The organism is Ochrobactrum sp. SFR4 (assembly GCF_019730395.1).
Classification (GTDB): Bacteria; Pseudomonadota; Alphaproteobacteria; order Rhizobiales; family Rhizobiaceae; genus Pseudochrobactrum.
The window spans coordinates 174,699-189,742 of the sequence record NZ_JAAPBB010000006.1; the positions used below are offsets into that span (position 1 = coordinate 174,699).

13 protein-coding genes, 1 tRNA gene and 1 riboswitch are annotated in these 15,044 nt (G+C 52.2%); of the genes, 7 read left to right on the plus strand and 7 right to left on the minus strand.

The annotated features are described in order from the left end of the window. Nucleotides 1-83: 83 nt before the first annotated feature. From HBA93_RS09810 to HBA93_RS09825, 4 genes are all read right to left on the minus strand, one after another. On the minus strand, nucleotides 84-545 hold the full coding sequence (locus HBA93_RS09810) for a GNAT family N-acetyltransferase (protein WP_221723144.1): 462 nt from the start codon (nucleotides 543-545) through the stop codon (nucleotides 84-86). A gap of 11 nt (nucleotides 546-556) precedes the next feature. Then, nucleotides 557-793: a DUF2093 domain-containing protein gene (locus HBA93_RS09815; RefSeq protein WP_221723145.1), complete on the minus strand. Its 237-nt coding sequence runs from the start codon at nucleotides 791-793 to the stop codon at nucleotides 557-559. Between the two features lie 33 nt (nucleotides 794-826). Continuing rightward, entirely contained in the window at nucleotides 827-2,761 is a 1,935-nt protein-coding gene (mutL, locus tag HBA93_RS09820; protein ID WP_221723146.1) for a DNA mismatch repair endonuclease MutL, read from the minus strand. Between the two features lie 72 nt (nucleotides 2,762-2,833). Next, on the minus strand, nucleotides 2,834-3,175 hold the full coding sequence (locus HBA93_RS09825) for a protein tyrosine phosphatase family protein (RefSeq protein ID WP_221723147.1): 342 nt from the start codon (nucleotides 3,173-3,175) through the stop codon (nucleotides 2,834-2,836). A 300-nt stretch (nucleotides 3,176-3,475) separates the two neighbouring features. On the opposite strand from HBA93_RS09825, the gene fdhD reads away from it, so the two are divergent. Next, nucleotides 3,476-4,342, plus strand: coding sequence for a formate dehydrogenase accessory sulfurtransferase FdhD (gene fdhD, locus HBA93_RS09830; protein WP_221723148.1), 867 nt, complete (start codon nucleotides 3,476-3,478; stop codon nucleotides 4,340-4,342). A 35-nt stretch (nucleotides 4,343-4,377) separates the two neighbouring features. Here fdhD and HBA93_RS09835 read toward each other — a convergent pair whose 3' ends face one another. Continuing rightward, nucleotides 4,378-4,848, minus strand: coding sequence for a 6,7-dimethyl-8-ribityllumazine synthase (locus HBA93_RS09835; protein WP_221723149.1), 471 nt, complete (start codon nucleotides 4,846-4,848; stop codon nucleotides 4,378-4,380). A gap of 85 nt (nucleotides 4,849-4,933) precedes the next feature. Then, nucleotides 4,934-5,087: riboswitch (FMN riboswitch) on the minus strand. Nucleotides 5,088-5,349: 262 nt separating this feature from the next. On the opposite strand from HBA93_RS09835, the gene HBA93_RS09840 reads away from it, so the two are divergent. Both HBA93_RS09840 and HBA93_RS09845 read left to right on the plus strand, forming a co-directional pair. Further along, nucleotides 5,350-5,799, plus strand: coding sequence for a GNAT family N-acetyltransferase (locus tag HBA93_RS09840; RefSeq protein ID WP_221723150.1), 450 nt, complete (start codon nucleotides 5,350-5,352; stop codon nucleotides 5,797-5,799). Between the two features lie 784 nt (nucleotides 5,800-6,583). Then, nucleotides 6,584-7,984: a DHA2 family efflux MFS transporter permease subunit gene (locus tag HBA93_RS09845; RefSeq protein ID WP_121991843.1), complete on the plus strand. Its 1,401-nt coding sequence runs from the start codon at nucleotides 6,584-6,586 to the stop codon at nucleotides 7,982-7,984. 172 nt (nucleotides 7,985-8,156) lie between these two features. Here HBA93_RS09845 and HBA93_RS09850 read toward each other — a convergent pair whose 3' ends face one another. Both HBA93_RS09850 and HBA93_RS09855 read right to left on the minus strand, forming a co-directional pair. After that, nucleotides 8,157-8,915, minus strand: a complete 759-nt coding sequence (locus HBA93_RS09850) for an RlmE family RNA methyltransferase (protein ID WP_022711220.1) — start codon at nucleotides 8,913-8,915, stop codon at nucleotides 8,157-8,159. Next, a complete protein-coding gene (locus HBA93_RS09855; protein ID WP_502910072.1) occupies nucleotides 8,912-10,594 on the minus strand; it encodes a Ppx/GppA phosphatase family protein in 1,683 nt (560 codons plus the stop codon). Before HBA93_RS09855 ends, HBA93_RS09850 begins: the two co-directional genes overlap by 4 nt. Before the next feature lie 259 nt (nucleotides 10,595-10,853). Here HBA93_RS09855 and HBA93_RS09860 point away from each other — a divergent pair. The 4 genes from HBA93_RS09860 to HBA93_RS09875 all read left to right on the plus strand — a co-directional run bounded on the left by HBA93_RS09860 (nucleotide 10,854) and on the right by HBA93_RS09875 (nucleotide 15,033). Continuing rightward, nucleotides 10,854-10,927 (plus strand) — tRNA-Gln (locus HBA93_RS09860). Nucleotides 10,928-11,283: 356 nt separating this feature from the next. Then, nucleotides 11,284-12,582 (plus strand): ROK family protein, encoded by a 1,299-nt coding sequence (locus HBA93_RS09865; protein WP_221723152.1) that lies wholly within the window; start codon nucleotides 11,284-11,286, stop codon nucleotides 12,580-12,582. Beyond that, nucleotides 12,579-13,889, plus strand: coding sequence for a xylose isomerase (xylA, locus tag HBA93_RS09870; protein WP_221723153.1), 1,311 nt, complete (start codon nucleotides 12,579-12,581; stop codon nucleotides 13,887-13,889). The genes HBA93_RS09865 and xylA overlap by 4 nt, the downstream gene beginning before the upstream one ends. Nucleotides 13,890-13,977: 88 nt before the next feature. Continuing rightward, on the plus strand, nucleotides 13,978-15,033 hold the full coding sequence (locus tag HBA93_RS09875) for a sugar phosphate isomerase/epimerase family protein (RefSeq protein ID WP_221723220.1): 1,056 nt from the start codon (nucleotides 13,978-13,980) through the stop codon (nucleotides 15,031-15,033). Nucleotides 15,034-15,044 lie beyond the last annotated feature (11 nt).

The window sequence follows — 15,044 nt, forward strand, 5'->3', positions numbered from 1 at the left end:
GGACCAATTCGACGGCTGTAATGCGACAAACTAAAGAATTTAGTGCGGGCGCTATGATCCAATCCGGACGTAAACCGCTCTGATCAGAGTGCTATACGGTAAATATTGAGATCATCAATATTCTCTTCAATCAGCACCCAGTCGCGTGCCGTGTAATATTCATGTTTATCGGCTTCCGCGCAGAGATAAATTTCCGGAAAACCTTGTGCACGGGCTTTTTCAATCGTCGCTTTAATCAGCGCGCTGCCGATGCCATGCGAGCGCTGTTGTTCATCAACCCAGAGAGCTGCAACCCATGGCGTATATTGCGGGCGGGCTTCCATATCACTGTCAATCAGTGATGCAGTCCCGAGAAATTCAGCACCGTCATGAGCGATAAGAGCAACTGGTGTGCTCTCTGCTGTGAGGTTTTCTTCGAACAGGCCTTTGATAAAGTCCAGTTCATGACCATCCTGCCGCCACCATGCATTCCACACGCGGTCGGCTGCATCGCCAAGAAACTCTGGTCGGGCTTTAAGGTCGGATATTGTATATGTCTTTGACATTCAAACTCTTATTAACTTTTGCTGCGCTGACGCAGTTCGGGATTGGCTTCCAGTTCGCGCTGATAGGAGACGAGGCCGTTTACATAGGCTTCCTGACGGGCAACGCTCCAGTAACGCAGATCATCCAGCTCGATTTTTTCGGCCGTCACTGCACAAATCACATAGGAGCCTGGCTCAAGAACCTGATAATCACCATCGAGATAGCGCAATTTGGCTTCACCACTGCGATTGCTGGAAAACATATTCATCATTCTTTCCTGTAAACCTTCTTGAAGGTCTCTTTACCTGCGTCCGAACAGACGTTCAATATCGCTGAGTTTTAATTCTATATAGGTCGGCCGCCCGTGATTGCAGGTACCGGAACCGGGTGTCGCTTCCATCTGGCGCAGAAGCGCGTTCATTTCCTCGCCTTTCATACGGCGACCGGAACGCACGGAACCATGACAGGCCATCGTCGCAGCCACATGATTGAGCATATCTTTCAACCCGTTGGCGGTGTCATGTTCGGCAATTTCATCCGCCAGATCGCGGATCAGCTGCTGCACATCCATTTCGCCGAGCATGGCTGGCGTCTCACGCACAGCTACAGCACCGGGGCCGAACTGTTCAACACTCAGACCAAAACGCTCCAGTGTTTGCGCATGGGCGACAACACGTTCCGCATCTTCTTCCGGCAGGTCGACGATCTCGGGGATCAGCAGCATCTGCGCAGCCATGGGCTTGGCGTCAAGAGCGGTTTTCAACGCTTCATAAACCAGTCGCTCATGGGCGGCATGCTGATCCACAATTACCAGACTGTCTTCTGTCTGGGCGACAATATAATTGGCATGAATTTGTGCCCGTGCTGCACCGAGCGGTGCACGCAGCAATTCTGCGGGCGCTTCAATTTCGGCTGCACGGCTGTCAGCACTGGGCGCCGTGAATTGTGAAATCGTTGCTTGCATCGCTTCGCCGAAACCGGCCTGTTCAAAGCGTGGTACCGGTTGTGTATCAAGATGCAGGGGGCGCTGTGCCGGATGGGCAGTTTGCGGTGACCATTCCTGACGCGGCGGTTCAGGTCGATAATTGGACGCAGACTGCCAGTTGCGGGCAGGGGGTGAGGTGAATGAGCTTAATGAAGGTTCCGGCGCTTCAAAACCCTTGGTTTCGAATCCCTGTGCCTGAAAAGCTTTCAGCATGGCTTCCGCACCACTGGTCGCAGGGCGGATGCCTGACTGCGCCAAGGCGTGACGGATGGTGCCGACAATCAGACCACGCACCAGTCCCGGATCGCGGAAGCGCACATCGGCCTTGGCCGGATGCACATTGACATCAACATGAGCCGGATCAAGCTGGAGAAACAATACGCCGACCGGATGACGGTCGCGGGCAATCACATCGGAATAGGCGCCGCGTAATGCACCAAAAACCTGTTTGTCGCGTACCGGACGGCCGTTAATATAGGCAAACTGGTGCAAAGAATTGGCACGGTTGAATGACGGAATAGCCGTAAAGCCCGTCAGACGTACACCTTCACGCTCGCTGTCGAGTGCCAGCGCATTCTCGGAAAAATCTGCGCCAAGTACCTGCGAAATACGCTCCAGCATGGCGACTTCAGTAATGGTTTCACCGGCGCTGCATGTGGCAGGCAATTCCAGCGGGCTGCGATCCGTACCGGCGATGGAAAAACGGATTTGCGGGAAGGAAATCGCGATGCGCTTCACCACTTCCGTTATGGCGGTGGATTCAGCGCGGTCGGTTTTCATAAATTTAAGGCGGGCAGGGGTGGCATAAAACAGATCGCTGACTTCAACAATGGTTCCGCGATTGATGGCTGTCGGGCGCGGGCCTTCCAGATGACCGCCGCGTACCACGACCTCATAGCCGGAATCTGCCTCAGCAGTGCGTGATTTAATGCTGAGGCGCGCAACAGAACCAATGGATGGCAGGGCTTCGCCACGAAAACCAAGGGCGCGGATGTCATGTACATCATCCGTGAGTTTTGAGGTGCAGTGACGCGAGACAGCGAGTGTCAGTTCATCAGCGGGAATGCCGCCGCCATTATCAGTTACGCGGATCAGGTTCTTGCCACCGCCTGCGGTGACAATTTCAATGCGTGTGGCACCGGCGTCAATTGCATTTTCAACCAGTTCTTTCACCACGCTGGCAGGGCGTTCAATCACCTCACCGGCGGCAATCTGGTTGATAATGGTTTCGCTCAGGAGCCTGATAGACATAGAATGATCCGCTGCGTTTTGTAGAAGTCAGATGATGTGCGGAGTGTATTCGCACATCATCACGGAGTTTAATCAGCGCTGTTTCTGCTGCTGAACAATGCCATAAAGATTGGTGCAGCGGGTGCCAGAGCGGCAATAGGCCAGAATTGGCGTTGGTGCATTTTCTACGGCTGCAGTCATCTCGTCCAGATTTTCCTGTGTGATCTGGCCACCAGCTACAGGAATGAAATAGGTTTGCAGACCGGCTGCAACTGCAGCCTGTGCAACGGCATCATAGAGCGGCTGACCGTCGGATTCGTGATCCGGGCGGTTGCAAATCAGGGTCTTGAAACCCTGTGCCGCAACACCGGCAATATCTTCCGGTGACAGCTGGCCGGTGACAGCAAAATTTTCATCAATCAGACGAATGTCCATAAGTCGGAACCTCATTAATGCATGTCGGCTCAAATGGATTCATTTGAGCTACCGCGAACATGCGACAATTAAAAGAATCCAGAGCGAGTGCGGTGGCTGAGATCAAATACAACACGCTCTGGTGGGTTTGTTTTCAGAATATACCATCGTGATGTGCTTACCACCCCGAAAGCGCTTATTGCCTGTTGAAACTGCCACGTAACGGCGGAAATTTCACCGAAGAAGCGACACTAAAGATGCTGGTATATGCTTTCAATAAAAGCATATAGTCATGCAGTCAGAGGGTTGAAAGGGAGAGCTATGGATAAAACCTGCGGACTTGAGAGAGAGGGGAAGGATGATATTCCGCCCGCTACATCTGAGGTCAGTAATATTATCCGTCGTCAGGGCGTACTGAAAGCTTCGCATCGGCAGGTGGCAGAAGAGCTGCCTGTGGCATTTTCCTATGGCGGGACCACCCATGCGGTGATGATGGCCAGTCCACAGGATATTGAGGATTTTGCCGTTGGTTTCAGCCTCTGCGAAGGCATTATTGCACAGTCTTCTGAAATCGAAGCGATGGATATTCAGAGCTTTCCCGCCGGTATTGATGTGCAGATGCAGTTATCCGATCAGCAGCGTGATGCACTGACCGCCCGTCGCCGCCATATGGCAGGGCCGGTCGGCTGTGGCTTGTGCGGTATTGAATCGATCACTGAGGCTGTGCGGGAGTTTCCGCCGGTTGGGGATAGCGATTTCAAGCTGCGTTCTGAGCAGATTGTGCAGGCTGCAGAGCAGATGTGGCATTCGCAGGTCTTGCATCGGGCAACCGGAGCCGTGCATGCGGCCGGTTTCTATCAGGCGTATCGGAACAGTGGCGAGATACTGGCCGTGCGCGAGGATGTCGGGCGGCATAACGCATTGGACAAACTGGCAGGCTTCTTGTTAAGCGGGAATGGCAAGGCTGAAAATGCCGATCCGTCGCGTGGTGCAGTGGTTGTGACCAGTCGTGTCTCGCTGGAAATGGTACAGAAAACAGCGGCGATCCGCTCGCCGGTGATCATGGCGATTTCCGCACCGACGGCTCTGGCAATCCGTACAGCTGACGCATTGAATATTACGCTGGTGGCATTGGTGCGTGGCTCGGAATTCGATGTCTATACGCATCCGCAGCGCATTACGGAATAAAAAGCGGCCTGCCGATACAAGCCGCTTTCTTTAAGTTACGCTTCGATTTTGCTGTAAGTATTCAAAATCTGCACGGTTGCATGAGCCGCTTCACGACCTTTGACTTTGAAATGCGTATAGAAGAAATCATGATGCTCTTTGCTGTCATGATAATGGTGCGGAGTTAGTACAACGCTGAGAACCGGCACATCTGTATCCATCTGTGCCTGCATCAGGCCTTTGATAACTGCGTCGGATACGAAATCATGGCGGTAAATGCCGCCGTCAACCACAAAGCCCGCCGCAACAACAGCAGCATATTTGCCGGTGCCGGCCAGTGTGCGGGCAAGAAGCGGTGCTTCGAATACGCCCGGCACGTCAAAGACTTCGACCTCAATGCCGTTGTCAGTCAGTTTAGCCAGTTCTTCAATATAGGATTTGCGCGCTTCATCCACGATATCGGCGTGCCAGCGCGCCTGAATGAATGCAACTTTGAGGGAAGATGGGTTGGTCAAGCTCTGGTTCATAGTTTCATCTCTTGATACTAGAATCAGGGCGCAAATTCACAAATCGACAGATCACACCCATAACAAGTGTGCTGTTTAACCGTGTCTTTGCTCTCTTTCATCCGGACTATACCGTCGGCTCCGGCATCGCACCGGATCTGCTGACTCTGAACAAATCGCTTTATTCAGACGCTCGCGGGCTCAAAGAGTTTCCTCTTCATACCGCCGGTGGGGAATCGCACCCCGCCCCGAGAACAACATCGCGCACTATTGCGCGACGCATGTCTCATACAGATAGCTGAGGGGGAAGTCGAGTAGACAATGTGTTGCTGTTTTACTTTACAATCTTGTTTCACTTTTGTGCCGGTGATATGGAGGCGCAGTCCAATCAGGAGATTTATGCGCAGCAACTCATAACAAGAGTTTCCCCGACAGCCTTTCATACACGGCTGAGGGTTGAGTTGCGCCTTTTGCAGCCCATAGCAGGGCGCGTATAATATCTTTCAACGGACAAAAAATATCATGATACAAATACGAAATGAAATCCGCCCGATCCGCAATGAGGATACGGAAACTCTGGTTACTATCTGGCTGGAGGCTTCACAATTCGCCCATAGTTTTCTGGGGCAGGAACGCCTGCAATTACAGTCTGAGCAGGTGCGGGATATTTATCTGAAACAAGCTGAAAACTGGGTGATCCTCGAAAACGGACAGCCGGCCGGATTTATCGGCCTGATGGATCAGTTTATCGGCGGTCTTTTCATCGACACTAAAATTCATGGCAAGGGTCTTGGCCGTCAATTGCTCGACCATGCATTGCAATTAAAGAAAACGCTGTCGCTGGAAGTTTACGCACTGAACACGCAGGCACATAATTTCTATCTGCGTAACGGTTTTATGGAAACCACGCGTGATCCGCAGGATGCGGAAGGCCTGCCTTTTGAAGTCATCCATATGTGCCGTGACCTGTAACCCTGACAGGCACCTAAAAAAGGTCTGCCGGAGCACTTCCGGCAGACCTCTTGTGAAATCTGCAGCGCAGGAAATTCTCCCACATAAACAGGTTAAAGCATTTCCAGCAAAAATGTGAACCGCCTTCGCAGGGAAATCAATTCACAGGATTGATTTTTATCCCGCTACGATGCGTAGGATAATGCATAAAAAAAGTTACAGCGGAGTAACCGATTCAGTCCTAACTGAAACCGCTGTAAGAGCATTCATTCGCTTATCAATACAGCGCCGCTATGCTCATCCGTCATGATGGTTATGGCAGGAAGTCCAGACCTATCACACTAATGGCAATGGCCGTATTCAGCGTGATAATCATCATGGTATAAATAATTGCGCTTTTGGTGATCTCAGTCATCTCACACCTCTACGCATCGGCCCCTTATCGATGCTTTGCTCAGTTCTGTTTACTCACCAAATGTAACAGTGTGTAACCGGTCACGCAACCCGAAAGCGCTTTTTTCTGTCGTTCCGGCAATGACAATTATGGTTTGAGCCTTGTTTTCCAGACTGTGCAGGTAAGGGTAAGCTGGCCTGTCAATTGTGATGTGCTCATCACAATCCATTGTTTTTTAAGTCGAAATTAAGCATGTCAGCACACGATTTGTTGCCTGCGTTAAATTTTGTGACAGTATGTTTTTGCCCGTCAAAAAAACTTTGCCGATCCGGTCAATTCGACGTGTAATCCGGTGCGGCTGGTTTATATAATGGCCATAATGAAACATATCTGACATTCAGGATTCGTATTGTGAATCGCATTATTCCGCTGGTTCTGGCCGTCGCGCTCTTTATGGAGCAGATGGATTCGAATGTGATTTCGACCTCTCTGGCGGCAATTGCGGCAGATATCGGCACCAGTCCGATTGCACTGAAACTGGCGCTCACATCCTATCTTGTATCTTTGGCGGTGTTTATTCCGGTCAGCGGCTGGATGGCCGACCGTTATGGTGCCCGCAATGTATTTCGTGCAGCGATTGCGGTTTTTGTGATCGGCTCTGTGGCCTGTGCTGCATCCAATTCTCTGATGAGCTTTGTGGTCGCGCGTTTCCTGCAGGGTATGGGCGGGGCGATGATGACGCCGGTCGGTCGTCTGGTTTTGTTGCGCTCCACTCCGCGCAATCAGCTGGTGAATGCCATGGCATGGCTGGCGATACCGAGCATGGTCGGACCTCTGGTCGGGCCGCCGGTCGGCGGTTTCATCACAACCTATTTCAGCTGGCACTGGATTTTTCTGATTAATGTACCGATTGGTCTGGCGGGGATCTGGTTTGCAACCAAATATCTTCCGGTGCTGGATGTGCCGATGCCGCGCAAGCTGGACGTAACCGGTTTTATCCTGTCGGGGCTGGCAATGTCCGGTGTGGTATTCGGGCTTTCTGTGGTCAGTCTTCCGGCACTGCCGCCTGCAGTGGGGATCATCACGCTTGGTGTTGGTCTGCTGTCGACAGTTTTGTATATCCGCCATGCAAAGCGCGTGGAAAATCCGCTGCTGGATTTGTCATTGTTTCAGAATGATGTGTTCCGTATTTCCGTTGTCGGCGGCAGCCTGTTTCGTTTGGGTATTGGTGCCATTCCGTTTTTGCTGCCGCTGATGTTGCAACTCGGCTTCGGGCTTGATCCGTTTCAATCCGGCATGATCACTTTTGTTTCAGCAATCGGAGCATTGCTGATGAAGTTCGGAGCGACGCGGGTGTTCTCCCGTTTCGGCTTTCGCCGGTTGCTGATGTTCGGCTCTCTCGCATCAGCATGTTTCATTATCCTGAACGGTTTTTTCACGCCGCAAACACCAATGACGCTGATCCTGATTGCCTTGCTGTTTGGCGGCTTCCTGCGTTCTATGTTCTTTACCGGTGTCAATGCTCTTGGTTTTGCAGAAATTCCCGACGACAAAACCAGTCAGGCAACACCGATCTCTGCGGTTGCCCAGCAGGTTTCCATTGCGATGGGGGTGGCGCTGGCCGGTGTGATACTGGAGCTGAGTACAATCATTCGCGGGTCTGTGCTGCAATTGCAGGATTTCCATATCGCGTTTTATATTGTCGGCGCTATTTCAGCTTTGGCTTTTTTCTCTTTTATCAAACTGAAGCCGGAAGCAGGGCAGGAGCTTTATGAAAAGAAATTCGCGCCCAGAGTGAAAAAGATACACTAGAGCATGTCGCGGAAAAGTGGGTAACGGTTTTCCGATGACGATATGGGTAAAAACAAGGAGACAGAGCGAGCGCAGTGGATACAATTAAACGCGACACGCTCTAAGTATTTGCTACAGGGTGAAACAAAAAAGCGCGGTTATACCGCGCTTTTTATGGGTCTGCTAAGCGAAATTACTCTTCGCTGTCATCTTCCTTGCGGCCTTTGAAATCACGGGCAAGCAGATAAAGCTCAACGGATTCTGCACGCGATGCAGGCGGTTTAACGTGATGCACAGAGCGAAAATTCTGCTTCAGCATGGTCAGCAGGTCGTTCTCGGTGCCGCCCTGAAAGGTTTTGGTCAGGAAATGACCGCCCGGTTTTAGCACCGAAACGGCGAAATGTGCTGCCACTTCGCATAAATGCGCGGTGCGCAGATGGTCGGTGCGGCGATGACCGGTCGTTGGTGCCGCCATATCAGAAATCACCAGATCCGGTGAGTCGCCCAATGCATTCATAATTGCATTCGGTGCTTCATCATCCAGAAAGTCCATTTTCAGGAGCGCAACACCTGGTAACGGATCAACGTCGAGATAGTCAATGCCGACAACATGAGGCTGCTCATCATTGGAGCCGACGATCTTCGCTGCAATCTGGCTCCAGCCACCGGGGGCGGCGCCGAGATCGATAATCTTCTGGCCTTTTTTCAGAATATTATAGCGCTCATTAATTTCGATCAGCTTATAGGCCGCACGGGAGCGGTAGCCGTCTGCCTTGGATTGCTGCACATAAGGGTCGTTGAGATGGCGTTCCAGCCACCGGCGCGATGTTTCTTTGATCGTACCGGCCTTTTTCTTGACACGCACATGCATGCCGCGCGTGCCTGCGCCGCCACGGCCACCGGTGGTGTTGCCGAATTTTGATTTGCCGGACTTGCTTCCAGAACCGCTCATATCGACTGTCTGCCCTTTAGCTGCGTGTCCCTGCCGGAACCGTTTTTCATATAAGTTTCTTTTGCCTGATGAGGGCGGCGATGGCGCCAAGCACCATCGCGGGACATCAATTCAGTGAGGATACCTTCGCGCAAACCGCGATCGGCAACCAGCAATCTTTCGCTCGGCCAGATCTGACGGATGGCATCCAGAATAGCACAACCGGCCAGCACCAGATCGGCACGGTCTGCACCGATGCACGGATTGGCCACACGGGTTTTGAAATCCCATGACAGAAGCTTGGCGGTCATATCGGTCACATCCTGTGATCCCATCCACATGCCATCCACGCGGCGGCGGTCATAGCGCTCGAGCCCCAGATGAATGCCCGCAAGAGTGGTTACCGTACCGGATGTGCCGAGCAAATGGAAATGCGTACTTTGAGCAAGCTCACCCAGCTTATGGCGTTCGCTGAAATCATTCAGCATACCGGCAACATAGGCAACCATTTCCGCATAATTTTCCGGCGTAACATCACGTCCGCCGAATTTCTCCGCCAAGGTAACAACACCTACGGGCAGGGAGGTCCATGCGGTGATATGTTCTGCAAGGCGCGAAGAGCGGCGGCAGGTCACATCAATCAGAGCGATTTCCGAAGAGCCGCCACCGATGTCAAACAGCACAAGCGCATCGGTCTCGCGATTGACCAGTGTACCGCAGCCGGAAACCGCAAGGCTTGCTTCAGTCTGACGGTCTACAATTTCCAACTCAAGACCGGCTTCTTCACGTACCCGCTCCAGAAAATCCGCACCATTGCTGGCCGACCGGCAGGCTTCTGTCGCAATCAGGCGTCTGCGGCGGATATTCTTGCTCTCAAGCTTATCACGGCAGATTTTCAGCGCTTCAATCGCACGGTTCATGGCCTGATCGCTCAGGCGGCCGCTGGTGCCGAAGCCTTCGCCAAGACGCACAATACGCGAGAAAGAGTCGACAACGCGGAATTGTCCGGGTCTGCTTGGTGTGGCAATCAGCAAACGGCAATTATTGGTGCCGAGATCAAGGGCGGCATAAAGCGGCGGCTCATAGGCACGCGGCTGCGCGGCCTGCGGCGCACGGTTTTCACCTGAATGACCGGAATTATGCTCTGCTCTGGCCGCACTTGTTTTCGGGCTCTGGCGGTTCGGCGCATGCCCGTGCTTGGCGGTTTGAACTTGTGATGCAGATTGTGCCGACGGTGCTGCAGCTATATTATTGGCTGCGGCCGGATTGTCCTGCTGCTTTTTGCGACGCGAACGTCTGCGGCGGTTCGAGAGTTTCTTCCCGTTTCTTTGGCCGTTTTTCTGCTCGCTCTTCGGTGCATGGTTGCTGGAACTGTTTTCTGCACGCGCTGATTTGGCTGCAGATGACTTATCGCTGTTCGCAGAAACCCGTTCGGTGGCAAGAGAAGAACCTTGTGCACCGGCTGACATCGTTTCCGAGCCATTATGCTTACCGGCTTTTCGCCGGCGCGCACGTTTGCGCTGTTTTTTATCGAAGCGTCCCGATTCATCTGCCACGGGCTTTGGTGACGATGAGCCGACAGGAGAACGGCCTGACCGTTGCCCTGTATTTGGTGGTTCAGAGGAAGATGTTCTTCCTTCTTTGCCGCCAGACGCCCCGTTGATAGACACCTTTGGGGTGTGCAGATCGGGGTTCTTCAAAGTTTTTGTCCTTTTGGCACCGCGCGAACCCTTCAGGGACGCAGGCATGGTGCAGACTATTTCACGTTGCCCTTAATGTAACAGTCCTTTGCCGATTTACCAAGGGGCGCAAATTGCTAAGAGAAAGGAGAATTTTGTGATCTGTGGAAAAATATATTGAAATCAGTGCAAAGAGGGTTTGCATTTGTGAAAATATCAATTATATGACCACCCACGGCGCCGCGAGCGTCACCGCTTCGCTCTCACAGAGCAGCGATGCTGGGGAATAGTTTAATGGTAGAACGACGGACTCTGACTCCGTTAGTCTTGGTTCGAATCCAGGTTCCCCAGCCAATTTTCTTCTCAATTCATAGAATATAATAATTTACCGGTTTGATGCGGTAATCCATTGTTTTGATACGGTATATTTCCGTGTCGGCGGTGTTTTCTGAGGAAGAACCGAATTTTCCGAAAACTGTAATCCATACGAATCGCACCAGCGGATGCGGCATGTGATTCTTTCATTTCCCCGACATCAGCCTTCATTTTTAATTATCCGGCCTGATTTTATTGCTGATACATAGAAATCTTATTTTTTTCGATGCTCGAAAAATAGATGACAAGCAGAAAAATCCGTGCCAGTCTTATCTGCAGAGGAGACAGACGGAAGCAGGTCGGCAAGAACCGTTCCGTTATAAGGGAGGTGTCGTGTGACGGGAGGCGTTTCACGATCTGAAGAGTTGCGCTGGCAAAACCGGCGGCGGATTCTGCGATTGCTGCGGCAGTCCGGCAGTCTGTCGCGCACGGATATCGCCGGCATGACTGGTATGAGCCACTCCACAATTTCCGCTATCAGTGCCATGTTGCTGGCAGAACAGGTGCTCGTTGAAGTGCCTGAAACAGAAGCCGCGAATAATGCCGAGGGTAAGCGCGGCCGTCCGCAGGTTTTACTCGGGCTCAATCCGCAATGCGCATCCGTCGTTGCGGTCAATATCGCGCTGAATGTGATTGACGTAGACCTGTTCGATTATACGGGACAGAGAGTTGCCTTTGAGCAATTGCAGATCGATACGCTGACTATAGCGCCGGATACTCTTCTCGCTGCCTTACAACTGCAGATCAGAGGATTGCTCAGCCGTTATTCTGAGCAGGCTGAAAATCTGCGCCATATTTCCGTGAGCGTGCAGGGCATGACTGATGCAGCCCATCAGATGCTGGTCTGGTCGCCGACCATCGGTGCGGAAAATGTAACCATCGCAGATTTCCTGAAACAGGCTTTTGATGTTCCGGTGATGGTTTTCAACGACTGTCTGATGATCGCTGAAGCTTTGCGCTGGTCGCAGCCGGACATCTTCCATGGTGATTTTGCTGCTATCCTGTTTTCTTCCGGTATCGGCATGGGGCTGTATCTGAAAGGCGAACCGTTTTCCGGTGCGCGCTCGTCCGCTGCGGAATTCGGTCATGTGGTCTATATGCCGGACGGCGCTTTGTGCCGCTGTGGTCGCCACGGTTGTCTTGAGGCCTATGCCAGTGATTATGGCATCTGGCGTAAGGCGCATGGTGTTGATGAAAACAGTGCGCCTGTGGCGATGATTCCGGAAAGCGATTTTTATGCGCTCGCGCATGAGGCCAGAACGGCAGACGGCGTTGCGCGGCAGGCTTTCCAGCAGGCAGGCAAGGCGCTTGGTTTTGCCTTGCGCAGCATTTTCTCGCTGATTGATCCGGTGCCGCTGGCTTTTGTCGGTCCCGGTGTGCACGCTTTTGATCTCATTGAGGATGAATTGCGCCAGACGATCAGCGGCGATCTTGCTGATGGACGGCAGGTCGGGCCGCGTAATGGTCTGCAGTCGCCAAAAAATCTGACTATCCGTTGCTATCCGTCGGAACAGCCGCTGATCCTGCAAGGCTGTGCAATCACATCTTTGCTCCGCGTTGATGCGGAAACGGAAGTTCAGAAATCAAAATTGCTGGTGACAAATAATAATAACGCACAGAGGGTAACGGCATGAGCATAGGTTTCTTCGGATTGGACAAACCCATCCGCTATGAGGGTGAGAAAAGCACCAATCCGCTTGCCTATCGTTTCTACAATCCGGACGAGATTGTACTGGGCAAAAGACTGGAAGATCACCTGCGCTTTGCCATTGCCTATTGGCACAGTTTTGCATGGGCTGGCGGCGATCCGTTCGGCGGACAGACATTTGAACGCCCGTGGTTCGGTGATACGTTAGATCATGCGAAACACAAAGCTGATGTGGCTTTTGAACTGTTTACACTGCTCGGTACGCCTTATTATTGTTTCCACGATGCGGATATCCGCCCTGAAGGCAAAAATTTTGCGGAAACATCGGCCAATCTCGACCACATGGCTGATTATCTTCAGGAGAAGATGAACCAGACGGGCATCAAACTGCTCTGGGGAACAGCCAATCTTTTCTCGCATCGCCGCTATATGGCCGGTGCTGCCACCAATCCTGATCCTGAAATTTTTGCCTATGCTGCCGCCACGGTTAAGCATTGCATGGATGTGACGCACCGTCTGAATGGTGAGAATTATGTGCTCTGGGGCGGACGTGAAGGCTATGAAACCCTGTTGAATACCGATGCAGGGCGTGAGCTTGACCAGATGGGACGCTTTCTCTCGCTGGTGGTCGATTACAAGCATAAAATCGGTTTCAAAGGCACAATCCTTGTCGAGCCTAAGCCGCAGGAGCCGACCAAACATCAATATGATTTTGATGTTGCTACTGTTTACGGCTTTCTCAAGCGCTATGGCCTAGAAGGCGAAGTGAAGGTCAATATCGAGCAGGGGCATGCCATTCTTGCCGGTCATTCATTTGAGCATGAACTGGCAATGGCCAATGCGCTGGGTATTTTCGGCTCCATCGATATGAACCGCAATGATTACCAGTCCGGCTGGGATACAGATCAGTTTCCGAACAATGTGCCGGAAATGGCGCTGGCTTATTATCAGGTTTTGCAAGGCGGCGGGTTTACCACCGGCGGCACAAATTTTGATGCCAAACTGCGTCGTCAGTCGCTCGATCCGCAGGATCTGCTGATTGCGCATATCGGCGCGATGGATTGCTGTGCACGCGGGCTTAAAGCCGCAGCGAAAATGATTGAGGATAAAGCTTTGTCTGCTCCGCTTGATGCACGTTATGCCGGATGGCAGCAGCCGCAGGCGCAAGCCATGTTGCAGGGCAAACAATCACTGGAAGACATTGCTACCTATGTGCGTGACAGCGGGATTGAGCCGCAGCCGGTTTCCGGTCGTCAGGAACATCTGGAAAATATCGTGAATTGTTACGTTTAGTTGCCCTTCGTGCAACGGCGTTACGTTTAGTTGCACTTCTGGCAACGGTGAACATCAGAAACGATACAGAAAATTCGGGAGTGGGATGATGAAAACGATTAAAGGGCCGGCGATATTTCTGGCGCAGTTTGCGGGGGATATGGCACCGTTTAACTCCTTTGAAAATATCTGCAAATGGGCAGCCTCGCTGGGCTATAAAGGCGTGCAGATTCCGACATGGGATAAGCGGCTGTTCGATCTTAAAAAAGCATCAGATTCGCAAACCTATTGCGATGAAATCAAAGGCATCGCCGCTGATAACGGCCTGGAGATCACCGAGCTTTCAACGCATTTGCAGGGGCAGCTTGTTGCGGTGCATCCGGCCTATGATGCAGCCTTTGACGGCTTTGCCGATGAGGATGTGCGTGGCAATCCGCAGGCACGTCGGGCATGGGCGGAAGATCAGGTGCGCCGTGCGTTGCGAGCCTCAAAACATCTTGGTTTGAATGCGATGGCATCCTTCTCCGGTGCGCTGGCATGGCCCTATGTCTATCCGTGGCCGCAGCGGCCTGCCGGTCTCGTCGAGACAGCTTTTGATGAGCTGGCGCAACGCTGGACACCGCTGCTCAATTATGCTGACGAAAACGGTGTGGATGTTTGCTACGAATTACATCCGGGGGAAGACCTGCATGACGGTATTTCCTATGAGATGTTTCTGGATCGGGTGAAAAATCATACCCGCGCTAATATCCTGTATGATCCGTCGCATTTCGTGCTGCAGCAGCTCGATTACCTTGATTTCATTGATATTTATCACGAACGCATCAAAGCGTTACATGTCAAGGATGCGGAATTTAATCCGACCGGACGGCAGGGCGTTTATGGCGGTTTCCAGAGCTGGGTGAACCGCGCAGGCCGTTTCCGCTCATTGGGGGATGGACAGGTCGATTTCGGCGGAATTTTCTCAAAACTGACAACGCATGACTTCGACAGCTGGGCAGTGCTTGAATGGGAATGCGCATTGAAGCATCCTGAAGACGGTGCGCGAGAAGGTGCGGAATTTATCCGCCATCATATTATCCGCGTTACAGAGCGTGCTTTTGATGATTTTGCCGATGCGGGCACTGATGATGCGGCAAACCGTAAAATGCTCGGTCTGAGCTAAGGGAGGCGGCT